The 24,327-nt window shown below is 71.1% G+C and carries 25 protein-coding genes; 12 read left to right on the forward strand and 13 right to left on the reverse strand.

The genetic code is table 11. The features are described from left to right. The first annotated feature begins 3 nt into the window (after positions 1-3). Complete coding sequence (locus ACTWNK_RS07825; RefSeq protein WP_474303180.1) at positions 4-1,275, forward strand: thymidine phosphorylase; 1,272 nt, start codon at positions 4-6, stop codon at positions 1,273-1,275. 21 nt (positions 1,276-1,296) lie between these two features. Here ACTWNK_RS07825 and ACTWNK_RS07830 read toward each other — a convergent pair whose 3' ends face one another. The 3 genes from ACTWNK_RS07830 to ACTWNK_RS07840 all read right to left on the reverse strand — a co-directional run bounded on the left by ACTWNK_RS07830 (position 1,297) and on the right by ACTWNK_RS07840 (position 2,837). Then, positions 1,297-1,743 (reverse strand): acyl-CoA thioesterase, encoded by a 447-nt coding sequence (locus ACTWNK_RS07830; protein ID WP_474303181.1) that lies wholly within the window; start codon positions 1,741-1,743, stop codon positions 1,297-1,299. Between the two features lie 4 nt (positions 1,744-1,747). Continuing rightward, positions 1,748-2,392, reverse strand: coding sequence for a TetR/AcrR family transcriptional regulator (locus ACTWNK_RS07835; RefSeq protein WP_474303182.1), 645 nt, complete (start codon positions 2,390-2,392; stop codon positions 1,748-1,750). A gap of 76 nt (positions 2,393-2,468) precedes the next feature. Next, the gene (locus ACTWNK_RS07840; protein ID WP_474303183.1) at positions 2,469-2,837 is read right to left on the reverse strand and encodes a MarR family transcriptional regulator; all 369 of its coding nucleotides are present in this window, start codon (positions 2,835-2,837) and stop codon (positions 2,469-2,471) included. A gap of 87 nt (positions 2,838-2,924) precedes the next feature. On the opposite strand from ACTWNK_RS07840, the gene ACTWNK_RS07845 reads away from it, so the two are divergent. The 5 genes from ACTWNK_RS07845 (at position 2,925) to ACTWNK_RS07865 (ending at position 7,130) form a co-directional block, all read left to right on the forward strand. Beyond that, positions 2,925-4,328: an MFS transporter gene (locus ACTWNK_RS07845; protein WP_474303184.1), complete on the forward strand. Its 1,404-nt coding sequence runs from the start codon at positions 2,925-2,927 to the stop codon at positions 4,326-4,328. A gap of 109 nt (positions 4,329-4,437) precedes the next feature. Then, complete coding sequence (locus tag ACTWNK_RS07850; protein WP_474303185.1) at positions 4,438-5,061, forward strand: AMIN-like domain-containing (lipo)protein; 624 nt, start codon at positions 4,438-4,440, stop codon at positions 5,059-5,061. 5 nt (positions 5,062-5,066) lie between these two features. Beyond that, positions 5,067-5,420 carry a cupin domain-containing protein gene (locus ACTWNK_RS07855; protein WP_474303186.1) on the forward strand — a complete coding sequence of 118 codons (354 nt, stop codon included), beginning with the start codon at positions 5,067-5,069 and terminating at the stop codon, positions 5,418-5,420. A gap of 31 nt (positions 5,421-5,451) precedes the next feature. Next, positions 5,452-6,522, forward strand: a complete 1,071-nt coding sequence (locus ACTWNK_RS07860; protein ID WP_474303187.1) for an adenosine deaminase — start codon at positions 5,452-5,454, stop codon at positions 6,520-6,522. Continuing rightward, complete coding sequence (locus ACTWNK_RS07865; RefSeq protein WP_474303188.1) at positions 6,519-7,130, forward strand: PH domain-containing protein; 612 nt, start codon at positions 6,519-6,521, stop codon at positions 7,128-7,130. The genes ACTWNK_RS07860 and ACTWNK_RS07865 overlap by 4 nt, the downstream gene beginning before the upstream one ends. Before the next feature lie 8 nt (positions 7,131-7,138). Here ACTWNK_RS07865 and ACTWNK_RS07870 read toward each other — a convergent pair whose 3' ends face one another. The 4 genes from ACTWNK_RS07870 to ACTWNK_RS07885 form a co-directional block, all read right to left on the reverse strand. Beyond that, positions 7,139-8,251 carry a serine hydrolase domain-containing protein gene (locus ACTWNK_RS07870; RefSeq protein ID WP_474303189.1) on the reverse strand — a complete coding sequence of 371 codons (1,113 nt, stop codon included), beginning with the start codon at positions 8,249-8,251 and terminating at the stop codon, positions 7,139-7,141. Between the two features lie 138 nt (positions 8,252-8,389). Beyond that, entirely contained in the window at positions 8,390-9,490 is a 1,101-nt protein-coding gene (locus tag ACTWNK_RS07875) for a winged helix DNA-binding domain-containing protein (RefSeq protein WP_474303190.1), read from the reverse strand. Positions 9,491-9,497: 7 nt separating this feature from the next. Beyond that, entirely contained in the window at positions 9,498-10,088 is a 591-nt protein-coding gene (locus ACTWNK_RS07880; RefSeq protein WP_474303191.1) for a ribonuclease FAU-1 family protein, read from the reverse strand. A 168-nt stretch (positions 10,089-10,256) separates the two neighbouring features. Further along, positions 10,257-11,399, reverse strand: a complete 1,143-nt coding sequence (locus ACTWNK_RS07885; RefSeq protein ID WP_474303192.1) for an epoxide hydrolase family protein — start codon at positions 11,397-11,399, stop codon at positions 10,257-10,259. 131 nt (positions 11,400-11,530) lie between these two features. Here ACTWNK_RS07885 and ACTWNK_RS07890 point away from each other — a divergent pair, with 131 nt between their 5' ends. The 5 genes from ACTWNK_RS07890 (at position 11,531) to ACTWNK_RS07910 (ending at position 15,787) form a co-directional block, all read left to right on the forward strand. Further along, positions 11,531-12,457, forward strand: coding sequence for a heme/hemin ABC transporter substrate-binding protein (locus tag ACTWNK_RS07890; RefSeq protein ID WP_474303193.1), 927 nt, complete (start codon positions 11,531-11,533; stop codon positions 12,455-12,457). Then, a complete protein-coding gene (locus ACTWNK_RS07895; protein WP_474303194.1) occupies positions 12,454-13,668 on the forward strand; it encodes a FecCD family ABC transporter permease in 1,215 nt (404 codons plus the stop codon). The genes ACTWNK_RS07890 and ACTWNK_RS07895 overlap by 4 nt, the downstream gene beginning before the upstream one ends. Further along, positions 13,665-14,408, forward strand: a complete 744-nt coding sequence (locus ACTWNK_RS07900; protein ID WP_474303195.1) for a heme ABC transporter ATP-binding protein — start codon at positions 13,665-13,667, stop codon at positions 14,406-14,408. Before ACTWNK_RS07895 ends, ACTWNK_RS07900 begins: the two co-directional genes overlap by 4 nt. Positions 14,409-14,503: 95 nt before the next feature. Beyond that, complete coding sequence (locus tag ACTWNK_RS07905) at positions 14,504-14,893, forward strand: nuclear transport factor 2 family protein (protein WP_474303196.1); 390 nt, start codon at positions 14,504-14,506, stop codon at positions 14,891-14,893. 75 nt (positions 14,894-14,968) lie between these two features. After that, on the forward strand, positions 14,969-15,787 hold the full coding sequence (locus tag ACTWNK_RS07910; protein ID WP_474303197.1) for a MerR family transcriptional regulator: 819 nt from the start codon (positions 14,969-14,971) through the stop codon (positions 15,785-15,787). On the opposite strand, the gene ACTWNK_RS07915 is transcribed toward ACTWNK_RS07910, so the two are convergent. Genes ACTWNK_RS07915 through ACTWNK_RS07930 form a run of 4 tightly spaced genes read right to left on the reverse strand, consistent with a single transcriptional unit; the run spans position 15,774 to position 20,049 of the window. Further along, a complete protein-coding gene (locus tag ACTWNK_RS07915) occupies positions 15,774-17,435 on the reverse strand; it encodes a phospho-sugar mutase (RefSeq protein ID WP_474303198.1) in 1,662 nt (553 codons plus the stop codon). The genes ACTWNK_RS07910 and ACTWNK_RS07915 overlap by 14 nt on opposite strands. Next, positions 17,432-18,235 carry a purine-nucleoside phosphorylase gene (locus ACTWNK_RS07920; RefSeq protein WP_474303199.1) on the reverse strand — a complete coding sequence of 268 codons (804 nt, stop codon included), beginning with the start codon at positions 18,233-18,235 and terminating at the stop codon, positions 17,432-17,434. Before ACTWNK_RS07920 ends, ACTWNK_RS07915 begins: the two co-directional genes overlap by 4 nt. Positions 18,236-18,250: 15 nt before the next feature. Next, positions 18,251-19,555, reverse strand: a complete 1,305-nt coding sequence (locus ACTWNK_RS07925) for a M20/M25/M40 family metallo-hydrolase (RefSeq protein ID WP_474303200.1) — start codon at positions 19,553-19,555, stop codon at positions 18,251-18,253. Between the two features lie 41 nt (positions 19,556-19,596). Then, positions 19,597-20,049 (reverse strand): gamma-glutamylcyclotransferase family protein, encoded by a 453-nt coding sequence (locus ACTWNK_RS07930; RefSeq protein WP_474303201.1) that lies wholly within the window; start codon positions 20,047-20,049, stop codon positions 19,597-19,599. A gap of 72 nt (positions 20,050-20,121) precedes the next feature. Here ACTWNK_RS07930 and ACTWNK_RS07935 point away from each other — a divergent pair, with 72 nt between their 5' ends. After that, on the forward strand, positions 20,122-21,516 hold the full coding sequence (locus ACTWNK_RS07935) for an NAD(P)H-quinone dehydrogenase (protein ID WP_474303202.1): 1,395 nt from the start codon (positions 20,122-20,124) through the stop codon (positions 21,514-21,516). Here the strand turns inward: ACTWNK_RS07935 and ACTWNK_RS07940 are convergent. Together ACTWNK_RS07940 and ACTWNK_RS07945 are read right to left on the reverse strand one after the other, a co-directional pair. Beyond that, positions 21,494-22,723, reverse strand: coding sequence for a pentapeptide repeat-containing protein (locus tag ACTWNK_RS07940; RefSeq protein WP_474303203.1), 1,230 nt, complete (start codon positions 22,721-22,723; stop codon positions 21,494-21,496). The genes ACTWNK_RS07935 and ACTWNK_RS07940 overlap by 23 nt on opposite strands. A 138-nt stretch (positions 22,724-22,861) precedes the next feature. Beyond that, a complete protein-coding gene (locus ACTWNK_RS07945; RefSeq protein WP_474303204.1) occupies positions 22,862-24,220 on the reverse strand; it encodes a hypothetical protein in 1,359 nt (452 codons plus the stop codon). Positions 24,221-24,327: the final 107 nt, after the last annotated feature.

Genomic DNA, 24,327 nt, shown 5'->3' on the forward strand with positions numbered 1-24,327 from the left:
GGCATGGACGTCATCGAGGTCATCGTCACCAAACGCGACGGCGGCGAACTGCCCACCGCGCAGATCGACTGGGTGATCGACGCCTACACCCAGGGCGTGGTCGCCGACGAGCAGATGTCGGCGCTGGCCATGGCCATCCTGCTGAACGGGATGAACCGGCGCGAGATCGCCGACTGGACCCAGGCGATGATCCGCTCGGGCGAGCGCATGGACTGGTCGATGCTGGCGGGGCCGACCGCCGACAAGCACTCGACCGGCGGTGTCGGCGACAAGATCACACTGCCGCTGGCCCCGCTCGTCGCCGCGTGCGGGGCCTACGTCCCGCAGCTCAGCGGGCGCGGCCTCGGTCACACCGGCGGCACGCTCGACAAGCTGGAGTCCATCCCCGGCTGGCGTGCCTCGCTGTCCAATGCCGAGATGCTCGACGTCATCCGCGACGCCGGAGCCGTCGTGTGCGCGGCGGGCGCCGGGCTCGCACCCGCCGACAAGAAGCTCTACGCCCTGCGCGACGTCACCGGCACGGTCGAGTCGATCCCGCTCATCGCCTCCTCGATCATGTCCAAGAAGATCGCCGAAGGCACCGGGTCGCTCGTGCTCGACGTCAAGGTCGGCTCGGGCGCCTTCATGAAGACCGTCGAGCAGGCCCGCGAGCTCGCCCGGACGATGGTCGCGCTCGGCACCGACGCCGGTGTGCGCACGGTCGCCCTGCTCACCGCCATGGACCAGCCGCTCGGCCGGGCGGTCGGCAACGCGCTGGAGGTCGAGGAGTCGGTCGAGGTGCTGGCCGGTGGCGGTCCGTCGGACGTGGTGGAGCTGACCGTGCGCCTGGCGCGCGAGATGCTGCAGGCGGCGGGCGTCTCGGGCAAGGACCCGGCCGAGGCGCTCAAGGACGGCTCGGCGATGGACGCCTGGCGCCGGATGATCTCGGCACAGGGCGGCGACCCCGACGCCATCCTGCCGCGCGCCGCCGAGACCATGACCGTCAACGTCCCCGCATCGGGCGTGCTGACCCGCCTGGACGCCTACGGGGTCGGCCTGGCCGCCTGGCGGCTGGGCGCCGGGCGCGCCCGCAAGGAGGACCCCGTGTCGTTCGGCGCCGGTGTCACCCTGCACGCCAAGCCCGGCGACCTGGTACGCGAGGGCCAGCCCCTCCTCACCCTGCACACCGACGAGACGGCACGCTTCGACCGGGCGCTGGCGGCACTGGATGGGGCCTACGCGGTGGGCCCGGCCTCGGCCGAGCACCTGCCGCTGATCATCGACCGGATCGCCTGAGCCGCCGGCGGGTCGCGGTGATCAGCTCGCACCCGTGAGCAGCAGCGACTCCGCCACCTTGCGCAGGTCCTGGCTGAAGGGCTTGGGGCGCAGGGTGCCGGGGTCGATGTTGACATTCACCCTGCGCCCTTCGGCGTGCACGAGCGAGCCGTCGCGCGACAGGACGCGGAAGCCGTACACGGCGCTGGTGGTGCCGAGGTGGTCGATCCAGAAGTGCACCGGGATGTCGCCCACGCCGACGATGGGGGCGTTGTAGGTGATGGTGAACTCCCGCACGACCAGGAAGCCGTCCTCGAAGCGGGATCTGGCCAGGTCGAACGACCAGCCGTTGTCCAGCCAGAAGGCGGTGATGGCGCGTTCGAGCAGGACGGCGTAGTGGGCGTTGTGCAGCAGGCCCATGGCGTCGAGGTCGTCGAAGTGCACCTGGGTGAGTGCGGTGTGGCCGCCTTCGAGTACTGAGGTGGTCATGGCGTCAGGCCTCCGGAAGCAGGGACGGGTCGGTGGACAGGGAGCGCAGGCGCTGCAGTGCGGCCTGGCGGGAGTGGGCGGCTCCGGCCTGGCCGTCGAGCAGGCGGGTGTGCAGGACGACGGTGTCGCCGAAGGCGTCGAGTTCGAAGGCGAGCAGGGCGGGGTCGACGTCGTCGCGGAGCTCGCCGAGCACGACGGCCTCCTCGATCAGCCGCCTGAGCAGCGCGATCCAGTCGCCGAGCGCCTTGGCCACGGCGGCGCGCAGTGGTCCGGGCCGGTCGTCGAACTCGGCCTGCACGGTGAGGAAGAAGCACCCGCCCGGCAGCACGCCGTCGAGGTAGAAGGCCAGCCGCCGCTCGTGCAGGGCGAACACGCGTCTGACGCCCCGGGGTTCGGCGAGCGCCGGGGCGACGATGTGCTCGACCCACTGCCGGGTGGCCCAGGCGACGGCATCGAGCTGCAGATGCTCTTTGTCCGGCCAGTGAGCGAAGAATCCGGACTTGCTGATGCCGGTGGCCTGTGACAGACGGCCGAGCGAGAGGCCGTCGAGCCCTTCGACGGAGGCCAGCGAGACCGCCTTCTCCAGAATGACGTCGCGGCTGCGCTGCCCCTTGAGCCTGCGGCCGTCCTGACGGATGCGATCGGTCATACGCCCCACTCTATATGACCGATCGGTCGTGCTTTTTTAGGGGTACGGAAAATCGTCGCTCGGGTGGACCCCGGGGTCAGCCGAACACCTTGGCCAGGATGGCCCGGTGGGCGGGCAGGGCGTCGGCGTGCCGGGCGCGTCCGGCGTCGGTGATGCAGACCGAGACGCCCCTGCGGTCGCTTGAGCAGACCGAGCGCGAGACCAGGCCGGACCTCTCCAGGCGGGCGATCACGCGGGAGAGCGCGCTCTGGCTCAGATGGACGGCGTCGGCCAGCTCCTGGACCCGGAAGGTCCTGCACTCCGACCCGACGATCCTGTCGAGCACCTCGAACTCGCTCGGGCCGATGCCGTACTTGTCGCCCAGCTCGCGTTCCAGCAGGCAGGAGGCGCTGGCGTGCTTGGCGAGCACGTCGTGCCAGCGGGCGACCACCGCCTCATCGTTCATGTCGCGGAGCGTACCACCGCGTTAAATCTTATGCAACGGAATTAAATGCTGTTGCATAAGATGCAGGTGCATGTAATGTCTTCCTTCATGACCCGCTCGACATCTGGTTGGGGCGCGCTCGCCGTGCTCTGCGCTGTGATCTTCCTTGACGCTCTCGACGTGTCCATGGTCGGAGTCGCCCTGCCCGCCATCCAGGCCGACCTCGGCATGGAGCCTGCCTCGCTGCAGTGGGTGGTCAGCGGCTACGTGCTGGGCTACGGCGGTCTGCTCCTGCTCGGGGGCCGCACCGCCGACCTGGTCGGGCGACGCAGGGTGTTCCTGGTCGCTCTGGCCGTCTTCGCCGTCGCCTCGCTGCTCGGCGGTCTCGTCAACGACCCGGCGCTGCTGATCGCCGCCCGCTTCGTCAAGGGGGTGAGCGCCGCGTTCACCGCGCCCGCCGCCCTGTCCATCATCACCACCACCTATCCGGAAGGCCCTCAGCGCAACAAGGCGCTGAGCATCTTCACCGCGAGCGGGGCCAGCGGCTTCTCGCTCGGCCTCGTGCTGTCCGGTTTCCTCACCACGCTCGGCTGGCGCTGGACCTTCCTCATGCCGGTGCCCGTCGCGATCATCGCGCTGGTCGCCGCGCTCAAGCTGCTGCCCAAGGTGCGCGAGGAGCGGGCCGAAGGCGGCTACGACATCATCGGCGCCGTCACCATCACCGGCTCCATGCTCCTGCTCGTCTACGGCGTCGTGCAGGCGCCCGAGGTGAGCGCGCTGCAGACCGTGCTGACACTGGCGGGCGCGGGGGCGCTGCTGGCGTCGTTCGTCTTCGCCGAACTGCGGGTCAAGCACCCGCTGATCCGGCTCGGCCTGCTCAGGTCCGCCCCCATCGTCCGGGCCAACCTGGGGCTCGTCATCCTGTTCGGCTCGTATGTGGGCTTCCAGTTCGTGGCCATGCAGTACTTCCAGAACATCCTGCACTGGTCGGCGCTGGAGACCGCCTTCGCCTTCCTGCCCGCCGGGCTCATCGTCGCGCTCACCTCGACCAAGATGGGCGACGTCGCCGACAGGTTCGGCACCGGCAAGCTCATCGTCATCGGCTCGGCCGCGCTGGCCGGAGGCTATGCCATCTTCCTCGGCGCCGACATGACGCCCAGTGTGGCCGGGATGGTGCTGCCCGCCATGGCGCTGCTCGGCGTCGCGTTCGGGCTCTCCTTCCCCTCGCTCAACATCCAGGCGGTGGCCGGGGTGCACGACGACGAGCAGGGGCTGGCCTCCGGGCTGCTCAACACCTCGGGACAGGTCGGCGGCGCGGTCGTGCTCGCACTGGTGACCGCGGTGTTCACCTCGGGCTCGACATCGGCGGACCCGATCGAGGGGCTGCGCTCGGCGCTGGTGGTGCCGCTGGTGCTGGCCCTCGTGGGGCTCGCGGTCGCGGCGACCGGACTGTCGTTCCGGCGCAGGCGCGAGCCGGCCGTGGAGGAGGCCAAGGTCTACGAGACCGTCTGAGCACACCCGCCTCGCATCGCGGCCCCCGGGGAGACCTCCTCCGGGGGCCGTCGCCATACCGTCCTGGTACGGCGGGCGTCAAGGCGGCTGTCGTGGGCATCTATCGGGTATGCGCTCCTCCCGTGTGCTCGCCGTACCGGCCGTGCTCGTGTTCGCGTCGATGGTCGCCGCGGGCTGCGGGCCCGTGGGGCCGGGTACCACGACCGGTGGGCCCACCACCTCGGCCAGTGTTCCCGTGACATCGCCTCCCGTCGCCACCTCGGCGCCCGCCCCGACCGTGAAGCCGTCGCCGCCCGTCGCGGTGCCGACCAGTACGGCCGAGGTCAGCAAGGACAATCCGGTCTCCGAACCGCCGCTCGTCACCGCCGTGCGGTTCGCCGCGCACGACGGCTTCGACCGGGTGGTGGTCGACCTCAAGGGCGACGTGCCGAGCTACCGCGTCACCTGGGTGGACGAGCTGGTCCAGGACGGGTCCGGCGATCCCATCGACGTCAAGGGCGGGGCCTATCTCCAGCTCACCATGAACCCGGCCAACGCCCACACCACCACGGGCAAGCCCACCTGGAGCGGCGGGCCGATCTTCGTCGCCGACCTGGGCAACGTGCAGAACGTCGTCAAGACGGGCGACTTCGAGGCCACCGTCGGCGTGGGCATCGTGCTCGACCACAGGGCCGGATTCAGCGTCAGGAAGCAGACCGGGCCGAACCGACTGGTCATCGACGTGGCACACTGACATCCGTGGTGAGAAAGATCGAAGCGGCGACCCGGATCCCGGTGCCGGGCGGCAAGGTCATCGAGGAGCACATCGGCCGCGTCAACAGCGGCGACGAGGCTCTGTCCATCGCGCACATGCGCGCACCCGCGGGCTGGGAGGAGCCCGCCCAGACGCCCGAGTTCGACGAGTACACCGTCGTGCTGCGCGGCACGGTCGTCGTCGAGCACGCGGGCGGCACGACCGAGGTGCACGCGGGGCAGTCCATCGTGACGGAGGCGGGGGAGAAGATCCGCTACAGCTGCGGCCCCGAAGGGGCCGACTACATCGCGGTCTGCCTGCCCGCCTTCCACCCGGACACCGTGCACCGAGACGAGTGAGCGGTGGGTCGCCGGTGCGTAGAATGACGAAATGAGCCAGCGACCTACCCTCGACGAGATCCGCCGCGCGCCCAAGGTGCTGCTCCACGACCACCTCGACGGTGGTCTGCGGGCCGCGACCATCGTCGATCTGGCCCGCGAGAGCGGCTACGACCGGCTGCCCACGACCGACCCCGCCCTGCTGGGCGAGTGGTTCAGGGAGGCGGCCGACTCGGGGTCGCTGGAGCGCTACCTGGAGACGTTCGATCACACGGTCGGCGTCATGCAGAGCAGGGAGTCGCTGGTCAGGGTGGCGGCCGAGTGCGCCGAAGACCTGGCGGCCGACGGCGTGGTCTACGCCGAGGTGCGTTACGCGCCCGAGCAGCACACCACGACCGGGCTCACGCTCGACCAGGTGGTCGAGGCCGTGCTCGAAGGGTTTCGGATCGGCTCGGAGGGACGCGGGATCAGGGTCGGCACACTGCTGACCGCCATGCGGCACCAGGCGCGCTCGATGGAGATCGCCGAGCTGGCCGTGCGCTACCGCGACGTCGGCGTGGTCGGCTTCGACATCGCCGGCGCCGAGGCCGGATACCCTCCCACCCGCCACCTCGACGCGTTCGAGTACCTCCAGCGGGAGAACGCGCACTTCACCATCCACGCGGGCGAGGCGTTCGGGCTGCCCTCGATCTGGCAGGCCATCCAGTGGTGCGGCGCCGACCGGCTCGGCCACGGTGTGCGCATCATCGACGACATCTCCGACGACGGCGCCAAGCTCGGGCGGCTGGCGGCCTATGTCCGTGACAAGCGCATCCCGTTGGAGATGTGCCCGACGTCCAACCTGCAGACCGGGGCCGCCGCCTCCATCGCCGAGCACCCGATCGGCCTGCTGCGCCGCCTGCACTTCCGGGTGACCGTCAACACCGACAACCGGCTGATGAGCGGCACCACGGTCTCGGAGGAGTTCGCCAAGCTGGTCGAGGCGTTCGACTACGGCTGGGACGACCTGCAGTGGTTCACGGTCAATGCCATGAAGTCGGCGTTCATCCCGTTCGACGAGCGGCTGGCGCTGATCAACGGCCGGATCAAGCCCGGCTTCGCCCAGCTCAAGTGGCAGTCGTGACCGGCGTATACCGCTCGCGTTTCGCCTTCGTCCTCGGCTGGATCTGGGTCGCCTTCGTCGCGGCCAACGCGCTGGATCTCACCCTGCGCTACAACGGGGCGCCGTCGCTGGTCGCCGGGGCCGTGCTGGCCGTGGTGACCGCGATCGTGTACCTCACCTCGCTGCGTCCGGCGACCGTCGTCACCGAGGACGTCCTGCGCGTGCGCAACCCGCTGCGCACCGTAGTGCTGCCGTGGGCGTCGGTCGGCGAGGTCACCGTGTCGCATGCCATCGCGATCACCTACGGCGAGGGCGCCACCGTGCGCGCCTGGACGCCGCAGGCCTCGGCACGCGAACGGGCCAGGGCCGTACGGCGCGGCCTGCCCGTCCAGCAGCGCGGCCCGCACCGGACCGAGCCGGTCAGGACCAAGGCCGAGCAGGCCGCCGCCGAGGCACTGGCGGGCAAGACGCATGCCGACTGGGTGGCCGAGCAGATCAGGGAGAAGGCCGAAGCCGCCGCCCGCCGCCCGGCCGAGTCCGCCCCCGCACAGGTCACCTGGGCATGGGACGCCCTCGCGGTCTGCGCGCTGGCCATCGCCATGGTCGTGATCGCCTTCGTGGCAAGCTGAGTTTGTGGTCAGCGTGTGGTGCAGAGGGTCGCGTCGAGGAGGTCGAGGAGGCGGGGGGTGACGTCGTTGGGGTGTTTGTTGATGGTGATGGCGACCTGGCGGCCGTCGGGGGTGCTCGCGGCGAGGGTGCGGTAGCCGATCCAGCCGCCGCCGTGGCCCCACCAGGTGCCCTTGCAGTGCTTCAGGGCCGTCCCGAACAGCCCGAGACCGGCCTTGGCGCCCGGCCACATCCGGGCGGGGTCGGCGGGCACGGTGGTGCGCATCTGCCTGAGCTGGGCCGGGCGCAGCAGCCTGCCTGACGACAGGGCGCCGAAGAAGCGGTTCAGGTCCGACGGCGTCGAGATCATGCCGCCGCCGGGCCCGGCGAACGACATGTTCCACTCGGTCACGTCGTAGAGCGTGCCTTCGGCGGCGAAGTACCCCCGGGCGTGCCGCCCCTTGATCTTGGGCTGGTCGCCGGGCCACAGGGTGCCGCGCAGGCCGAGCGGCTCGACGATTCGCCGGGTGATCTCCGTGCCCACCGGCCGGCCCGTCACCTTCTCGACCAGCAGCCCGGCGACGGCGTAGCCGGTCGTGGAGTAGCTCCACGCCTTGGCCGGCCTGGGCATGCGCAGCCCGGCCGCGACCAGGTCGGGCAGGTCGAAGTGCTGGAACCTGCGCTTCTCGGCGTCGGCGAACTCCTCGGAGTCGACATAGTCGGCGAGCCCGGCCGTGTGCTGCAGGACCTGCCTGACCGTGGTGGAGGCGTCGGGCAACGTGCCGGGCAGGTAGCGCTCGACGGGGGCGTCCAGGTCGATCCTGCCCTCGCCCGCGAGTTGCAGCACCACGGTGGCGGTGAAGGTCTTGGTGACACTGCCGATCCGGAACCGTTCGTCGCCGCGCATGGGCCGTTCGCTCCTGCGATCGGCGACTCCGGCCGCGAGCGTCGTGGAGCCGCAGCGCGGTCCGGTGATCGCCATCGCGATGCCGGGCGCGCCTCCGCTCCTGACCAGGTCGTCCAGGGCGCGCTGGGTCGCCGCGCTCGCACAGGCGGGCCTGCCGGCCGCCTGGGCGGCAGGGGTGAGGCTCAGTACGAGGCCCGCCGCGGCGGTGAGGGCCAGTGCCGTCTTCGGTGTTCTCATGCCCACGAGCCTGTCGCGGCGGGCCCCGGCCCCACATCGGGCAAAGGTCGCTCGGCACTCCGTCCTCAGCAGGAGCGCCGCCTTCATCCGTCGTGCGGCCGACGCGCCGCCCGCTCCTCCTGGGGCGGGGAGGCGCTCTCATCCTTGGGCGAACCTGATCGCCACGCCCTTGGCCTCGGGCGAGGTGAAGGCGAGCAGCGCGGTGCCCTCCTCGATCAGCGCCTGCCGTACCCCGGAGGGCAGGGGGACGAAGGGGGTGATCTCCAGGGCCGACTGGCTCCTGGTCTCCACCAGCTTCCAGGTGCCCGCGACGAAGCCGTCGACCAGGACGGTGGCCCTGATGATCCCGTTGACGGTGAACACCGCACGGCGATGGGCGGGGTCGAGCACACGGGTGCGGTCGGCATGCGAGAGCAGCAGGTTGTCGAACTCGGGCACGAACCTGACCGGCGCCTCGGTGTCGGCGTCGGGCAGCTCGGCCCCCGCCAGGTCGTAGAGCTCGACGCCCTGCTCGTCGGCGTACCTCACCAGGCCGGGCAGCCGCTCGACGACCGCACGCAGGCCGGTCAGACCGGACCACGTCTGCACGTCCTTGACCGAGGCGGGCCCGAACGCGGCCAGGTAGCGCGTGACCATCTCCTCGACGGCCGATCCGTCGCCGAGCGGAGCGCCGAGCCAGCTCTCCGCGCTGGTGTGCCTGGCCTGCGACACCGCGCCCCAGATGCCACGCGGCGGCACCTGGACGAGCGGGACCAGCCCCCTGATCACCTGGGCCATCGCATCGCCGTCCGGCCACCGCTCGCCCAGCAGCACGCCGAGCTCGTCGTAGGTGAGCGGCCGTTCGTCCACGTGCGCACGGCCCTGCGCGGCCACCTCGGCCAGCACCGACTCGGCCATGCCCTTGCCGTGCGTGGTGCGCAGCCACCGGTCGAGCAGCGGCTGGATCACCGGCCGCAGCTGCAGGCAGTCGCGGGCGCTGACCAGGTGGATGGTCCCGCGCATGAGCACCAGCCGTACGGCGGCGCGCTCGGTGAGCAGAGCGCCGAGCTCGTCCTGGTGGAAGGCGGTCAGCCGTGTCCACAGCCCGATGTGCGGCGGGTTCGGCGCCTGCGACTGCATACCGACGAGGTGCTCGACGGCGGCGAGCGGCGTCATCGTGTGCCTGCGCAACAGCAGCTGGCGATCGAGGAGGGCACGGTTGAGCGCACGACGCGAAAGGACGGGCGTGGTGGTCGGCATGCGGTGATTATCCGCCGTTGACCAGCGGGGAGCGAGCCAGCGTCGTGGCCGGAGGCGGCGGCAGCGGCGGCAGCTCCCACGTCTCGGGCGGTGTGAAGTCGCACCACGTGCCGTCGAAGGGGAACGCGCCCGCCAGCGCCGTCTCGATCACCCGAACCCCCTCCGCGCGTACGGCCTGGGCCTCCTGGGCGCTCCAGTACGCCGGATGGCCGGTCTTGGCGGCGAACGACTCCTCGTCCTTCCACTGCCACGACCGGTCGGCCGCCACCGTGACGTCCAGCTCCAGGTCCTCCACCAGCAGGTCGACACCTCGCCTGACCCGTCGTTCCAGGTTGACGTACCAGCCCTGGAAGCGTCTGACCGCGTCGAACAGCCACCAGACGGCATGCCCGGCGCCCTCCGGCTGGAAGATCAGCGTGTCGTGGCGCTGCCAGTGGTCGGCGACGACGGGCAGGCCGCCTTCGGGGCGTCGCTCGGGCGGCACGTCGCGCAGGTGGGCGCCCGGCGGCAGATCGGTGCGCCACATGGGCGAGCGCGCGGCCAGCCAGAGCACCAGTCCCGCGTCGGTGTGCTCGACGACGCGGAACGGGGCCGTCATACCGAGCTGCCCGCCGAGGTAGAGATGGAGGTGAAGGATCTGGCCACGCTGATAGAAGACGGGTTCACAAGACACGGGTTCACAGGAGGCGGGTTCATAGGGCACGGGTGGACATGATGGCAGCCGCCGCCGGTGTTCGCGCCGTCATCGACGCGAACACCCGATGGCTCAGCGGTAGTCGCGCAGTGACGCCCGGAGGTCGCCGACGACCAGGTCCGGCTCCTCCATGGCGGCGAAGTGCCCGCCCCGGTCGAACTCGGTCCAGCGCACGATGTTGTGGTTGGGCTCGGCCAGCCGCCTGACGGGCACGGCGATGTCGTGCCGGAAGTGCGCGACGGCCGTGGGCACGGGGGAGTACGGCTCGGGCTCGCCCCAGGTCTCGATGCCCTCGTTGTAGTAGCGGGCCGACGAGCCCGCGGTGCGCGTCAGCCAGTACAGCATGACGTTGGTCAGCATGGCGTCACGGTCGACGGCGTCCTCGGGCGCGTCGGTCGAGTCGGTCCAGTCCTTGAAGCGCTCGACGATCCAGCCGAGCTGGCCGACGGGGGAGTCGGTCAGGCCGTGTGCGACCGACTGCGGCCTGGTGGCCTGGATGCTGGAGTAGCCGCCGAGTTCGTACTGGTAGCGGTATCCGGCCTCGACGCTGCGCTTTTCGGTCTCGACGGAGAAGTCGGCGTTGTCGGCACTCGCACTCGCCGAGAACATCGAGGTGAGGTGCAGTGCCACGACGTGCTCGGAGTCGATGAGGCCGAGCTGCCTGGAGATGACCGCGCCGAAGTCGCCGCCGTGCGCGGCGTAGCGGGAGTAGCCGAGCCTGGCCATGAGCTCGGCCCACGCCTTGGCCACCCTGGCGATGCTCCAGCCGAGCTCGCGGGTGGGGCCGGAGAAGCCGAAACCGGGGATGGAGGGCACGACGACGTGGAAGGCGTCGGCGGGGTCGCCGCCGTGTGCGGCCGGATCGGTGAGCGGGCCGATGACGTCGAGGAACTCCACGATCGAACCCGGCCAGCCGTGCGTGAGCACGAGCGGCAGCGCGCCGGGCTCGGCCGAGCGCACGTGCAGGAAGTGCACCGGGTGCCCGTCGATCTCGGTGGTGAACTGCGGGAAGGAGTTGAGCCTGGCCTCCTGCGCGCGCCAGTCGTAGCCGGTGCGCCAGTGCTCGGCCAGCTCACGCAGATAGCTCACGGGAGCGCCGTGGCTCCAGCCAACCCCTTCGGGCTGCTCGTCCCATCGCGTGTGCTCCAGGCGGCGGTGCAGGTCGTCGAGGTCGGCCTGGGGGATGTCGACGCGGAAGGGCTTGATCTCGGTCATGACCTCGACGTTAGGCGTAATTGCGGACAGTTCCGGTCCTCGGTCGGCAACCTTGACGGGCCAACTTTTTGCTGCTTAGGTATGCCTTGCCTTTGTTAGTTAAGGCTTACCTAAGTTAGTGAGGCGCGACAGTGAAGCGCGGAATCGTCACCCTGCTCGCCGCGGGGGCGCTCGCCCTCGCCGGTTGCGGACAGGCAGCTCAGCCCCAGGCCGCGACCGAGCCGGCCGCGGGGGCCTCCGCCTCCGCCCCCGGCACGCAGGCCCCCGCTGCCGCCGCCCGGGTGATTGCGCTGACCGGCGATGTCGCCGAGATCGTGTTCGCACTGGGCCAGGCCGACCAGGTCGTCGGCGTCGACCTGTCGGCGATGGGCCTGCCCGAGGCCAGGACCAAGAAGCAGATCGGCTACCAGCGGGCCCTCGCGGCCGAAGGCATCCTGTCGCTCAAGCCAACCCTGCTCATCGGCACCGAGGAGGCGGGCCCGCCGCCGGTCATCGAGCAGCTCAAGGGCGCCGGTGTGCCGCTCGTGCTGGTGCCCACGGGCGCGGCCTCCGTCGACGAGGTGCCCGGCAAGATCGAGCAGGTGGCCGCCGCCCTGGGCCTGCAGGACAAGGGCGCGGAGCTCGCGGCGAAGACGAAGGGCGAGATCGACGCGGCCAAGGCCAAGGTGGACCAGGCGGCGAAGAAGCCGCGTGTGGCCTTCCTCTACCTGCGCGGCCAGTCCAAGACCTACCAGATCGGCGGCGCGGGCACCCGGGCCGACGCCATGATCGTCGCCGCCGGTGGCGTGGACGCCGGGACCGAGGCCGGGGTGAAGGGCTTCAAGCCGATCACCGCCGAGGCCATGGTCGAGGCCGCCCCCGACGTCATCCTCGTGATGAGCATGGGCGTGGACTCCATCGGCGGCGAGAAGGGCCTGCTGGAACTGCCCGGCGTCGCCCAGACCCCTGCGGGCAAGGCCAAGCGCTTCGTCTCCCTCGACGACCTGGAACTGCTCGGCATGGGCCCGCGCACCGGCCAGGCGCTCGACAAGCTCGTCACGGCCTTCGCCACGAAGTGAACCCGCCCCCCGACCAGGTACGGCAGGCGCCGAGCGCCGGCCATACCCAGCACGGGGCGTCGCCCGCGGACGACGCCCAGCACGAAGAACCGCCGCCCGTGAACGCGGGCGGCGCCCAGAACGAGGCGCGTCCCGTGTCCCACAGCGTGGGGCGTGCCACGGCCGTCGGCCGGGAGGAGGGGGTGGGGGCTGCGCGGTCGTCCGCCCCCTCGCCCGGCCGCACGGTGGTCAAGATCGCGCTGATTCCCGCTCTCGCGGTGCTGCTCGCCACGCTGTGCGTTGCGTCGGCGGGGATCGGCGCGGTCCAGATCCCCTTCGGCGACGTGCTCACCGGCGGCGGAGAGCACCAGCAGGTGTTGTGGCAGATCAGATTCCCCCGCGTGGTGCTCGCCGTGGTGATCGGCGCGGCGCTCGCGGTCGCGGGAGCGGGACTGCAGGGCGTGTTCGGCAACCCGCTCGCCGAGCCGGGCGTCATCGGCGTCTCCGCCGGGTCGGCAGTCGGCGCGGTGGGCGCGATCGTACTCGGCGTCAGCGCGTTCGGGGAGTGGTCGGTCGCGGTGTCGGCCTTCGTCGGCGGACTCGTCACCACCTTCGTCGTCTATGCCATGGCCAGGTCGCAGGGGCGTACCGAGGTCGTGACGCTCGTGCTGACCGGGATCGCGATCAACGCCATCGCCATGGCGATCGTCGGCCTGTTCACCTTCATCGCCACCGACGCGCAGTTGCGCTCGATCTCCTTCTGGAACCTCGGCACGCTCGGCGGTGCGACCTGGCCGCTGGTCGGGGCCGTGACGCCGTTCGTGGTCGCCGGGCTGGCGCTGATGCCGCCGTTCGCACGCTCGCTCGACCTGCTCGCACTCGGTGAGCGCGGCGCACGTCATCTCGGCGTCGACACCGAGCGCGTACGCGTGGCCGTCATCGTCGTCGCCGCACTGCTGACCGGCGCGTCCGTCGCCGCCGCCGGGTCGATCGTCTTCGTCGGGCTCGTCGTGCCGCATCTCATCAGGCTGGTCGCCGGGCCCGGACATCGCATCCTGCTGCCCGCATCGGCGCTGGCGGGCTCGTGTGTGCTGCTGCTGGCCGACCTGGTGGCCAGGACCGTCGTCGTGCCCGCCGAACTGCCGATCGGCGTGCTGACGGCGCTCATCGGCGGGCCGTTCTTCCTGTGGCTGCTGCGCCGTACCAGGGCCGAGCAGGGAGGGTGGGCATGATCGCGGCCAGTGGGGTGTCGTTGCGGGTGGGCGGGGCGCTGCTGCTCGACGACGTCGGGGTGGACGTGGCGCCGGGCGAGCTCGTCGCGGTCGCGGGGCCCAACGGGGCGGGCAAGTCGACCCTGTTGTCGGTGCTCGCCGGAGACCTCAGGCCGCAGAGCGGCACGGTCACCATCGGCGGCGGCTCCCTGACCGGCCTGCGTCCCGCCGCACTGGCCAGGCTGCGCGCGGTGCTGCCGCAGAAGGTCACCCTGGCCTTCCCCTTCACCGTGGCCGAGGTCGTCGCGATGGGAGCGTACGGCAGGGCGCACACCCCCGCCGAGCTCGACGAGGCGCTGGCCCGCACCGACGTCGCCCATCTGGCGCACCGCAGCTTCCCCACGCTGTCCGGCGGCGAGCAGGCCCGCGTCTCCCTGGCCCGCGTCCTGCTGCAACGCGCACCCGCCCTGCTGCTCGACGAGCCGACGGCGGCCCTCGACCTGCGCCACCAGGAACAGGTCATGCGCATCGCCAGGCAACGCGCCAGGGCGGGCGACGCGGTCCTGGTCGTCCTGCACGACCTCAACCTGGCCGCAGGCTACGCCGATCGCATCGTCCTGATGAAGAACGGCAGGGTGACCGGCTCGGGCCCGCCGCATGAGGTGCTCGACCAGGACCGGCTCAGCGACGTCTACGGCTGCCCGCTGGAGGTACGGCGCAGCGGCGACGACCTGCTGGTGCTGCCCGTGCGCTCCGGCTGACGCGGCGGCCTGAACCGACCGCGCCGGGCCGGGGCCACTTCATGAGCACTACTCTGGTTATTTCGTACGGGATCGATCACTGGAGAGTGTGCCTCATGACCGACCACACCACCCTCGTCGACGAGCTGACGAAGGCCGAACACCGCCTGCAGGCGGCACAGCTCGCCGGGGACGTCGAGGAACTGGACCGGCTGATCGACGACCGGCTCGTCTTCACCGGACCGCCGGACAACCGCAGCCACTCCGATGCCAAGCAGCTCGACCTCGACAACCACCGCTCACGCACGCTGGTCCTGACGAAGCTCCTTCAGGAGGACCTCACTGTGCTCGTCGCCGGCGACACCGGCGTCACCTGCTTCCTCGGCACCCTGGAGGGCAGCGTCGCAGGCACGCCGTTCGCCGGACGGATGAGCTACACGCGCACGTGGATCCGCACGGACGAGCACGGCTGGCGCATCCTGGCCGCCCACGCCGGCCCGGCGTGAGGCCTCCCCGCCGATCGACAACCGGCGGGCGGGCTTGCACCTGACACGGTGTCACCCCCTAGACCTGGAGGAGTCATGTTCAGCATCGGAGACTTCGCCGGGCTGGGTCGTGTGTCGGTGCGCATGTTGCGGCACTACGACGCGATCGGCCTGCTCAGACCCGCACACGTGGACCCCGTCACCGGGCATCGCGGCTACCAGGCCGGGCAGCTCGCCAGGCTCAACCGCGTCGTCGCGCTCAAGGACCTCGGCTTCACCCTGGAGCAGGTCCAGGCCATCCTCGACGACAAGGTGAGCACCGAGGAACTGCACGGCATGGTACGCCTGCGCAGAGCCCAGCTGGAGGCGCGGATCGCCGCCGACGGGGCCAGGCTGCGCCGGGTCGAGACGAGGCTCCGGATGATCGAGAAGGAGGGGCGCATGCCCACCGCCGACGTCCAGCTCAAGTCCATCGCCGCCGCCAAGGTCGCCCAGCTCGAAGCCGTCGTGGCCAGCTACGACGGCGAGGACATCGGACCTGTCCTGACCCCGCTGTTCCAGCAGCTGTGCGCCGTGCTCGACGCGTCGCGCACCCGGATGGCCGGACCCGGGGTGGCCGTGTACGAAGCCCGCCCGGACGGCCGGGTCGACGTGCGGGCCTGCTTCCCGGTGGCCGGTGAGCCCGCGGCGGGCCAGGGGTTCGACCTGGCCGTGCTGCCCGGTGTCGAGCTGGCCGCCACCATCGTGCACAACGGGCCGATGGAGGAGGTCGACCCGACCTTCCAGGCCCTGGCGCACTGGATCGAGGAGAACGGCTACCAGGCGCACGGCCTGGCCCGCGAGGTGTCGCTGGACTGCCCCGCGGACAAGGCCCTGTGGGTGACCGAACTGCAGATCGCGGTCACCGAGGTGTGAGCACGGCCTTCAGGTCGTCTTCGAGCGCCCGCAGCCCGGCCGACGCGGCCTGCCTGGCCTCGGCCACGGTCCCGGTGACGGGCACCACGACCTCCAGGTAGGACTTGAGCTTGGGCTCGGTCCCCGACGGCCGCACGACCACGCGGGCGCCACCGGCCAGGTGGTACCTCAGCCCGTCGGTCGGGGGCAGCTCGGCCGAGCCGAGGCTCAGGTCGTCGGCCCGCTCGACCGCACGCCCGCCGAGCTCGGCGGGCGGCTCGGCGCGCAGCCGTTGCATCATGGCGGTGATCAGCCCGAGATCGGCCACCCTGACCGACACCTGCGAGGTCGCGTGCACGCCGTGGCGCACGGCCTGATCGTCCAGCAGGTCGAGCAGGGTACGCCCCTCGTCCTTGGCCTTCGCGGCGAGCCCGGCGACGGTCAGGGCGGCGCCGATGCCGTCCTTGTCGTGCACCGGCAGACCGGCGTCCGAGCCGACGCTGTAGCCGAGCGCCTCCTCGTAGCCGAAGACCAGGCCCTCGCCCGCCTTCATGATCCACTTGAAGCCGGTCAGCGTCTCGCCGTAGCGCACGCCGTGCGCCGCCGCGATCTTCCCGAGCAGCGAGGACGACACGATCGTGGTCGCCACCAGCCGGTCGGGCGCCGAGGTGCCCTCGATGACGTGCTCGGCCAGCAGGCCGCCCACCTCGTCACCGGTCAGCATGCGGTAACCGCCCCCGGCCAGCGGCACGCCGACCGCGCACCTGTCGGCGTCGGGGTCGTTGGCCAGCACCAGGTCGGCGCCCACCTCGGCGGCCAGGGCCAGCGCCAGGTCCATCGCGCCGGGCTCCTCGGGATTGGGGAAGGCGACGGTGGAGAAGTCCGGATCGGGATCGCGCTGCTCGGTCACCGCGACCGGGCTCTCGAACCCGGCCGCGAGGAAGGCCCCGTTGAGCGTCGCCGCCCCCACGCCGTGCAGCGCCGTGTAGGCCACCCGCAGCGACCTGGCCCCGCCGATCGGCAGGGCGACCACCGCGGCGATGTAGTCCTCGACCAGCGCGTCCCCGAGCTCGGTGAACGTGCCCGACCCGGCCGTCTTGTCGTAGGGCGCTCCGAGCGGGAGTTCGTCCACCGGGCCGGTCGCGTCGATCGCCGCCGAGATCCGCGCGTCGATCGGCGGCACGATCTGCGAGCCGTCGCCCCAGTACACCTTGTAGCCGTTGTCACGCGGCGGGTTGTGGCTCGCCGTCACCGTGACGCCAGCGTCGGCGCCCAGGTGGCGTACGGCGAAGGCCAGCACCGGCGTCGGCAGCGGCCTGGGCAGCAGCGAGACGTGTATCCCCATGCCGGTCAGCACGGCGGCGGTGTCACGGGCGAAGACGTCTGACTTGTGCCTGGCGTCGTAGCCGACGACGACATGCCTGCCGGGGCCGAGCACGGCGCCGAGCCCGGCGGCGGCCCGCATGACGGTGACACGGTTCATCCGGCTGGGACCGGCGCCGAGCTCGCCGCGCAGGCCCGCCGTACCGAACTCCAGCCGGGAGCCGAATCTGGCGGCCAGTGCCGCGGGGTCGTCGAGCAGGGCTTCGAGTTCGGCCCTCGTCTCGGGGTCGGGGTCCTGCGCGAGCCAGGCCCGCGCCTGCCGCAGCACCTCGTCGGCGTCGCTCACAGCTGGTCGACCACCTGGGCGAGCAGGACGCCCATCCGGGTGGCGGTGCTCCTGCCGACCTCAAGCACCTCCTCGTGGTTCAGCGGCTCGCCGACCAGGCCCGCGCCGGGGTTGGTGACCAGCGACAGGCCCAGGACCTCGGCCCCGGCCTCACGGGCGGCGATGGCCTCCAGCACGGTGGACATGCCGACCAGGTCGCCGCCCCACGTGCGCAGCATGCGGATCTCGGCGGGCGTCTCGTAGGTCGGGCCGCGGAAGGCCACGTAGACGCCTTCGGCGATCGAGGGGTCGACCCGGCGGACGAGGGCGCGCAGGCGCTTGGAGTACACCTCGGTCAGGTCGATGAAGGTGGCGCCGGTGATCGGGTTGGCGCCGGTGAAGTTGATGTGGTCGCTGATGAGGACCGGGTCGCCGACATTCTGCGTCTCGGGCCGCAGCCCTCCGGCGGCGTTGGTCAGCACGACCGTGCGCACGCCCGCCGCGACCGCCGTGCGCACGCCGTGCACGACCGGCTCGACGCCCAGGCCCTCGTAGTAGTGCGTGCGGCCGAGGAAGATCAGCGCGTGCTTGCCCGAAGGCGTGCGCACGACACGCACACGGCCCGCGTGCCCCGCGACGGCGGGCGGGGCGAACCCCGGCAGCTCGGTCACGGGGACCTCGGTCAACGTCTCGCCGATCGCGTCGGCCGCGGGCACCCAGCCCGATCCCATCACGAGGGCGACGTCGAAAACATCGAGGTCGGTGGCCTTGCGCAGTGCGGCTGCGGCTTCCTGGGCGCGGGTGTAGGCGTCGTTGCTCACACGCTCGAATGTATCTCAGTACGTCATAAGCAGCCGATCCAGGACACGGGTCCCGAACTGCAACGCGTCGACCGGCACCCGCTCGTCCACGCCGTGGAACATCGCGGCGAAGTCGAGCCCGGCAGGCAGCCGCAGCGGCACGAAACCGAACCCGCGCACCCCCAGATCGGCGAAGAACGTCTTGTTGTCGGTGCCACCCGACATGCAGTACGGCACGGCACGCGCGGTCGGGTCCTCGGCCTTCAGCGCGGCGATCATCGACTCGACCAGGGCGCCGTCGAACGTCGTCTCCAGCGCGATGTCATGGGTGACGAACTCCCTGCGCACGTGCGGCCCGAGCAGCGTGTCGAGCGTGGCGAAGAAGTCGTCCTCGTGGCCGGGCAGGAACCTGCCGTCGATCACGGCAGAGGCCTGGCCCGGGATGACATTGGCCTTGTAGCCGGCATTCAGCATCGTGGGATTGGTGGTGTGGCTCAGCGTCGCGCCGACGAACCTCACCAGCGGCCCGAGCCGCTCCAGCGTGGGCCCGGGGTCGTCCGGATCGAACGGCAGGCCGAACGCGTCGGACACCTCGTTCAGCAGCCGGTGCACGGTCGGGGTGAGCGTGATCGGCCACCTGTGCTCGCCGATCCTGGCCACGGCCTTGGCCAGCTCGGTCACCGCGTTGTCGGAGTTGAGCATGGAACCGTGCCCGGCCGTGCCGTCGGCGACCAGGCGCATCCAGGCCAGGCCCTTCTGCGCGGTCTCGATCAGATACAGGCGCAGCGACGGGTCGACCTCGACCGAGTAGCCGCCGACCTCGCTGATCGCCTCGGTCACGCCCTCGAACAGCTCGGGATGCTTGGCCGTCAGGTGCTTGGCGCCGAACTGGCCGCCCGCCTCCTCGTCGGCCAGCCAGGCGAAGACCAGGTCGCGCCGTGGCCTGCGGCCCTCACGGGTGAGCTGGCGCAGCACGGCCAGCATCATCGCGTCCATGTCCTTCATGTCGACCGCGCCACGGCCCCAGACGTAGCCGTCGCGGATCTCACCGGCGAACGGGTCGACGCTCCAGTCGGCGGCGTTGGCGGGCACGACGTCGAGATGGCCGTGCACCAGCAGAGCGGGCAGCGAGGGGTCGCCGCCCTCGATGCGCGTGACGACATTGCCCCTGCCGGGCGCGCTCTCGATGTAGTCGGCCTCGATGCCGACCTCGGCCAGCCTGGCCAGCACGACCTCGGCCGCGGCGCGCTCACCCGGACCGCTGCCGTCGCCGTAGTTGCTGCTGTCGATGCGGATCAGCTCGGCGGTGAGGTCGGCGACCTCAAGCTCAGCGGGCGTCATGCGCGAACTCCACGATCTGGCTCCACGACCGGGCTCGCCGATCAGGTGCCGAGGGACTTGCACGGCCGGCCACGCAGGTCCTTGACGTAGTCGTCAGGAGCTCCCGCATGCTCGGCCGCGTCGGACAGGATGCCCAGATACCGGGCGGAAGGCAGGCCGCCCTCGTAGCTGTCGAGGACGTAGAACCAGGCGACGACGTCGCCGTCGAGGGTGTGCACCCGCAGCCTGACCTTGTGATAGAGGCCGCGCGCCGCGCCCTCCCACTGGTCCAGCGAGGTCTCGTCCCACTCGGGCACGTCGTACAGGACGATGAACACCTGGGAGTCGCCGTCCTCGACGATCGAGGCGAGCGCGCCCTCCCAGCCGAGGTCGTCACCACCGAATGTCAGACGCCATCCCTGCAGCCACCCCGTGCCCCGCATGGGGGAGTGGGGCGCACGCATGGCCATCTGTTTCGGGTCCATGTTGCTGCCGTAGGCGGCGTAGACAGGCACAGCAACCAAGACTAGCGCCCGGCTGCCTCCCCCGTTCGTCGCGCGGGCCCTGGATACGGAAGAATGGGACACGTGACGAGGATCGTGATCATCGGCGGCGGGCCTGGCGGCTACGAAGCGGCGCTCGTGGCCGCACAACTGGGCGCACAGGTGACGGTGGTCGAGCGCGAAGGGCCGGGCGGCGCATGCGTGCTCACCGACTGCGTGCCCTCCAAGACGCTCATCGCCACCTCCGTGCGTAAACAGGCCCTCCTGGACGCGCCCTCGCTCGGCGTGCACTTCTCCGGCGGGGCCGACGGCGACGCGGGCACGGCCGAGGTCGACATGCCTCTGGTCAACAAGCGCGTGGTGGAGCTGGCCCAGGCCCAGTCGGCCGACATCGGCGCCAGGCTCGCGGCCGAAGGCGTCGAGATCGTCAGGGCGGAGGGCAGGCTCGTCGACCCGAGCATCGTGCGCGCGGGCGACCGCACGATCAGGGCCGACGTCGTCCTCGTCGCCACCGGCGCCACCCCGCGCATCCTGGACACCGCCGAGCCCGACGGCGAGCGCATCCTCACCTGGCGTCAGCTCTACGACCTCGACGAGCTGCCCGAGCACCTGGTCGTGGTCGGCTCGGGCGTCACCGGCGCCGAGTTCGCCGGCGCCTACCGCTCGCTCGGCTCGGAGGTCACGCTGGTCTCCAGCCGCGACCGCATGATGCCCAACGAGGACGCCGACGCCGCCGAGGTCCTCGAAGAGGTCTACCGCCGGCGTGGCATGAACGTCATGGGCCGCTCGCGCGCCGCCTCCGTCAAGCGCACGGCCGACGGCGTCGTCGTCACGCTGGAGGACGGCCGCACCGCCGAGGGCACGCACTGCCTGATGACGGTCGGCATGGTGCCCAACACCACGGGCCTCGGCCTCGAGGAAGCGGGCGTCACGCTGGACAAGGGCGGTTTCATCCAGGTCGACAAGGTCTCGCGCACCTCCGCGCCCGGCGTCTACGCGGCGGGCGACTGCACCGGCGTGCTCATGCTGGCATCGGTGGCCGCCATGCAGGGCCGGATCGCGGTCTGGCACGCGCTCGGCGAGGCGGTGCAGCCGCTGCGCCTGGCTACCGTCGCCTCCAACATCTTCACCGACCCGGAGATCGCCTCCGTCGGGGTGTCGCAGAAGCAGATCGAGGCCGGTGAGATCGAGGCCAACGTGGTCAAGCTGCCGCTGGCCACCAACGCGCGCGCCAAGATGCAGGGCTTCAACGACGGCTTCATCAAGCTGTTCTGCCGCCCGCACACCGGCATCGTGCTGGGCGGCGTCGTGGTGGCGCCGCGCGCCTCCGAGCTGATCCTCGCGGTGTCGGTCGCCGTGCAACAGCGCCTGACCGTCGACCAGCTCGCCCACACCTTCGCGGTCTATCCCTCGCTGTCCGGCTCCATCACCGAGGCGGCCCGCCGCCTGATGCAGCCTATGACCTCGATCGGGATCTGACCCGCTGCAGCGCGTTCCTGCCGTCCTGTACGGCCTGGGCGACGAAGTGCAGCTCCGAGGTGCTCCTGGCGACCGACAGGGCGCGCTTGGCCGCCTCGTAGGCGTCCAGGGCGAGACGCCAGTCCATGTCGCCGGACGGCGTGCCCCGGTAGCCGACCACCTTGACGTCGAAGTCGAGCGCGTCGATCTCCTCGCCCAGCCTGGTCACCTCCTCGTCGGAGACCTGCCTGGCGAAGGCGAACCTGGCCGCCGCCTTGTGCCGCCGCTGCGCCGCCGACGCCCACACCACCAGCGTGACGGCGAGGCCGACCGCGCTGACCACGACGAGGATCAGGCCGACCGGCAGCTTGGCCGCCAGCGGGGTGCCTGCGGCGGTCGGCGTGCTCTCGGGCTGGTCGCCGGTCGAGGGCTGCTCCTCGCCGTCCGGCGTCTCCAGGGCCTCGGTGATCTGGCCGATCATGTCGTCGGGCACGCTCTTCGGCTTGCCGACCGAGCCGGTCAGGTTGAGGTCGTCGGCCATCGTGAACACGGCGTCCTGCACGTTGGCGCCCTGGAAGCTCGCGCCGTCCAGGTCGGCCATCGTCAGCTCGACCTCGCGCATGTCGGCGTCGCGGAAGATCGCGTTCATGCCCGTCAGCGAGCTCATCTTGGCCTCGTGCATCTTGGCCCTGGTGAAGTCGGCCTTGCGCGCCTTGGCCTGGCCGAACGAGGCGTCGGTGAGGTCGGCGCCGACCAGCTTGGCGAGGGTCAGGTCGGCCTGGCCGAACACGCCCCTGGTGAGCTTGGCGCCGCTCAGGTCGGCCTTGGGCAGCTGCGCCTGGGTGCCTTCGGCGTCGATGAGCAGGGCGCCGCGCAGGTCGGCGTAGTCGCCCTGCACCTGCCCGAGGTCGGCCTCGCTCAGGTCGGCCCCCCGCAGGTCGGCGTACTTCAGCGTCACCTGGGTGAGATCGGCCTGGCGCAGTGAGGCGTCACGCAGGATCGCCCCCGTCATGTCCTTCTGCGTGAGCTCGACCCCGTCGAGCTTGGCCTTGGTCAGATCGGCGCAACGCAGGCTGTAGGGCAGCTGGCGGCGCCCGTCGGTGAAGTCCTTGCCCCTGAGATTGGGACCCGACCCGGGCCGGCACGGCCCCTGAGCCGAGGCGTAGGCGGGCGAAGCAAGGGGTACGGCAAACGCCGCGAGCAGGGCAAGCGTGACTAGACGTCGCATGAGGGGGCCTCCTAGAACCGGCCCCGAGTCTGCCAGCCGATCTTTGACATTCACTTGCCAAAAGCTTACAAAACGAAACCGCCCCGCCCGTAGAACACGGGCAGGGCGGTCATCGAGCTCAGTGAGCCTCGTGCGGGCCTACCAGTCGCCGCCGCCGAAGTCGCCGCCACCGAAGTCGCCACCGCCGCCGAAGTCGCCCCAGCCGCCGCCTCCGCCGCCGAAGTCACCCCCGCCGCCGAAGTCGCCACCGCTGGCCGCGCCGTCGGCATATCCGGCGCCGTAGCCGCCCATGCCCAAGCCGCCGAACATCATGCTGCTCATCATCGTGCCGACGAACATCATGGTCATCACATCGCCGAAGCCGCCGTAGTAGCCGTAGGCGTAGGGCGCGTAGGCCGGACCCGCGTCGTAGTACGGCCTGCGCTGGCCGTTGACCATGACCTCACGCATCTGCGGGTCGTAGCCCTGCTCGATGGCGTGGGCGTCCGCGGCACAGGCGGGGACGTCGCGCACCGCGCCGCCGGGAGGCGCCCAGCGCACGTCACGGACCGAGGGGCCGTGCTGCGGGTTGAAGAAACAGGGCGCACGGCGCTCGGGCACCGGCTGGTCGTTGACCCGCGCCTTCACGACGGCCAGCGCGTAGCGGCCGTCCTCCAGCGTCGAGGTGACCTCGCGGATCTGCTCGGCCTGCTTCACCTGGGCGAGCTGCGTCTTGGCCTTCTCGTAGGAGTCGAGCGCGGTGGCCCACTCCGTGAGGTGGCCGCCGCCCTCGCCGAGCAGCGTCACGTCGGCGTCGAGCGCGGTGATCTCCTCGCCGAACGCGGTGACGTCCTCCTCGACGGTCTGCTTGACCGCGGCGAGGTCGGCCGCGTCCTTGATGGCCTGCTTCTTCTTCTTGTTCTTGGAGTAGAGGAAGTAGCCGCCGCCACCGGCCAGCGCGATCACGCCGAGACCGATCAGCGCGCCGCTGCCGCCGCCCGAACCGCCGACCGCGCCGGAGTCGAGCGCCGAGCGGGTCTTGCCCTCGGCGGCCAGGTTGACGCGTGCGACGAAGTCGTTCATCCCGTCGACGATGTTGTCGTTGTTGCGCACGGCGAGCTGGGACAGCTGGTTGGTCAGCCCCGCCTTGCCGAAGTTGGAGCCGGCGAACAGCGAGGGCCCGTCGAGCAGGGCCACGGTGTACTCACCGGACTTGCCGGTGGCCGCCACCGCCTTGCCCAGGTCGGAGATGTAGGTCTTGGGGTCGGTCACCGTGCCGTCAGGCAGAGCCGCGACATAGACCTTGGACTTCGAGCTCTCCAACGTGTCACGCAGCGCGGACTGCTGGTCGGCGTCGAGCGCGGCGCCGTCCTGGACGTAGAGCGGCCCGTTGTCCTTCCAGGACGCCACCACGGTGGCGGCGTCGGGCGGGGCCGCGGCTAGCGCGGCGGGCGAGAGAGCGAACACGATGAGCGTCGCGGCGAACAGCGCGAGCAGCGCTGCACCCACTTTGCGCATCGAACTGATCATGGTCACGGCAGCAAGCCTCCTTCGCCCATGAGGACGAATGAGCGGTCGACAAAGTTCCTCGACCTCGACGCTACCCCGCCGGACCACCGATCAGC

The sequence above is a fragment of the Nonomuraea sp. IBHARD001 genome, assembly GCF_056106265.1.

What these genes read in the sequence shown, in the direction of transcription:
- ACTWNK_RS07825 (WP_474303180.1), top strand. Translation starts at nt 4, where the DNA reads ATGGACGTCATCGAGGTCATCGTCACCAAACGCGACGGCGGCGAACTG.
- ACTWNK_RS07830 (WP_474303181.1), bottom strand. Translation starts at nt 1,743, where the DNA reads ATGACCACCTCAGTACTCGAAGGCGGCCACACCGCACTCACCCAGGTG.
- ACTWNK_RS07835 (WP_474303182.1), bottom strand. Translation starts at nt 2,392, where the DNA reads ATGACCGATCGCATCCGTCAGGACGGCCGCAGGCTCAAGGGGCAGCGC.
- ACTWNK_RS07840 (WP_474303183.1), bottom strand. Translation starts at nt 2,837, where the DNA reads ATGAACGATGAGGCGGTGGTCGCCCGCTGGCACGACGTGCTCGCCAAG.
- ACTWNK_RS07845 (WP_474303184.1), top strand. Translation starts at nt 2,925, where the DNA reads ATGACCCGCTCGACATCTGGTTGGGGCGCGCTCGCCGTGCTCTGCGCT.
- ACTWNK_RS07850 (WP_474303185.1), top strand. Translation starts at nt 4,438, where the DNA reads ATGCGCTCCTCCCGTGTGCTCGCCGTACCGGCCGTGCTCGTGTTCGCG.
- ACTWNK_RS07860 (WP_474303187.1), top strand. Translation starts at nt 5,452, where the DNA reads ATGAGCCAGCGACCTACCCTCGACGAGATCCGCCGCGCGCCCAAGGTG.
- ACTWNK_RS07870 (WP_474303189.1), bottom strand. Translation starts at nt 8,251, where the DNA reads ATGAGAACACCGAAGACGGCACTGGCCCTCACCGCCGCGGCGGGCCTC.
- ACTWNK_RS07875 (WP_474303190.1), bottom strand. Translation starts at nt 9,490, where the DNA reads ATGCCGACCACCACGCCCGTCCTTTCGCGTCGTGCGCTCAACCGTGCC.
- ACTWNK_RS07880 (WP_474303191.1), bottom strand. Translation starts at nt 10,088, where the DNA reads ATGACGGCCCCGTTCCGCGTCGTCGAGCACACCGACGCGGGACTGGTG.
- ACTWNK_RS07885 (WP_474303192.1), bottom strand. Translation starts at nt 11,399, where the DNA reads ATGACCGAGATCAAGCCCTTCCGCGTCGACATCCCCCAGGCCGACCTC.
- ACTWNK_RS07900 (WP_474303195.1), top strand. Translation starts at nt 13,665, where the DNA reads ATGATCGCGGCCAGTGGGGTGTCGTTGCGGGTGGGCGGGGCGCTGCTG.
- ACTWNK_RS07905 (WP_474303196.1), top strand. Translation starts at nt 14,504, where the DNA reads ATGACCGACCACACCACCCTCGTCGACGAGCTGACGAAGGCCGAACAC.
- ACTWNK_RS07910 (WP_474303197.1), top strand. Translation starts at nt 14,969, where the DNA reads ATGTTCAGCATCGGAGACTTCGCCGGGCTGGGTCGTGTGTCGGTGCGC.
- ACTWNK_RS07925 (WP_474303200.1), bottom strand. Translation starts at nt 19,555, where the DNA reads ATGACGCCCGCTGAGCTTGAGGTCGCCGACCTCACCGCCGAGCTGATC.
- ACTWNK_RS07940 (WP_474303203.1), bottom strand. Translation starts at nt 22,723, where the DNA reads ATGCGACGTCTAGTCACGCTTGCCCTGCTCGCGGCGTTTGCCGTACCC.
- ACTWNK_RS07945 (WP_474303204.1), bottom strand. Translation starts at nt 24,220, where the DNA reads ATGCGCAAAGTGGGTGCAGCGCTGCTCGCGCTGTTCGCCGCGACGCTC.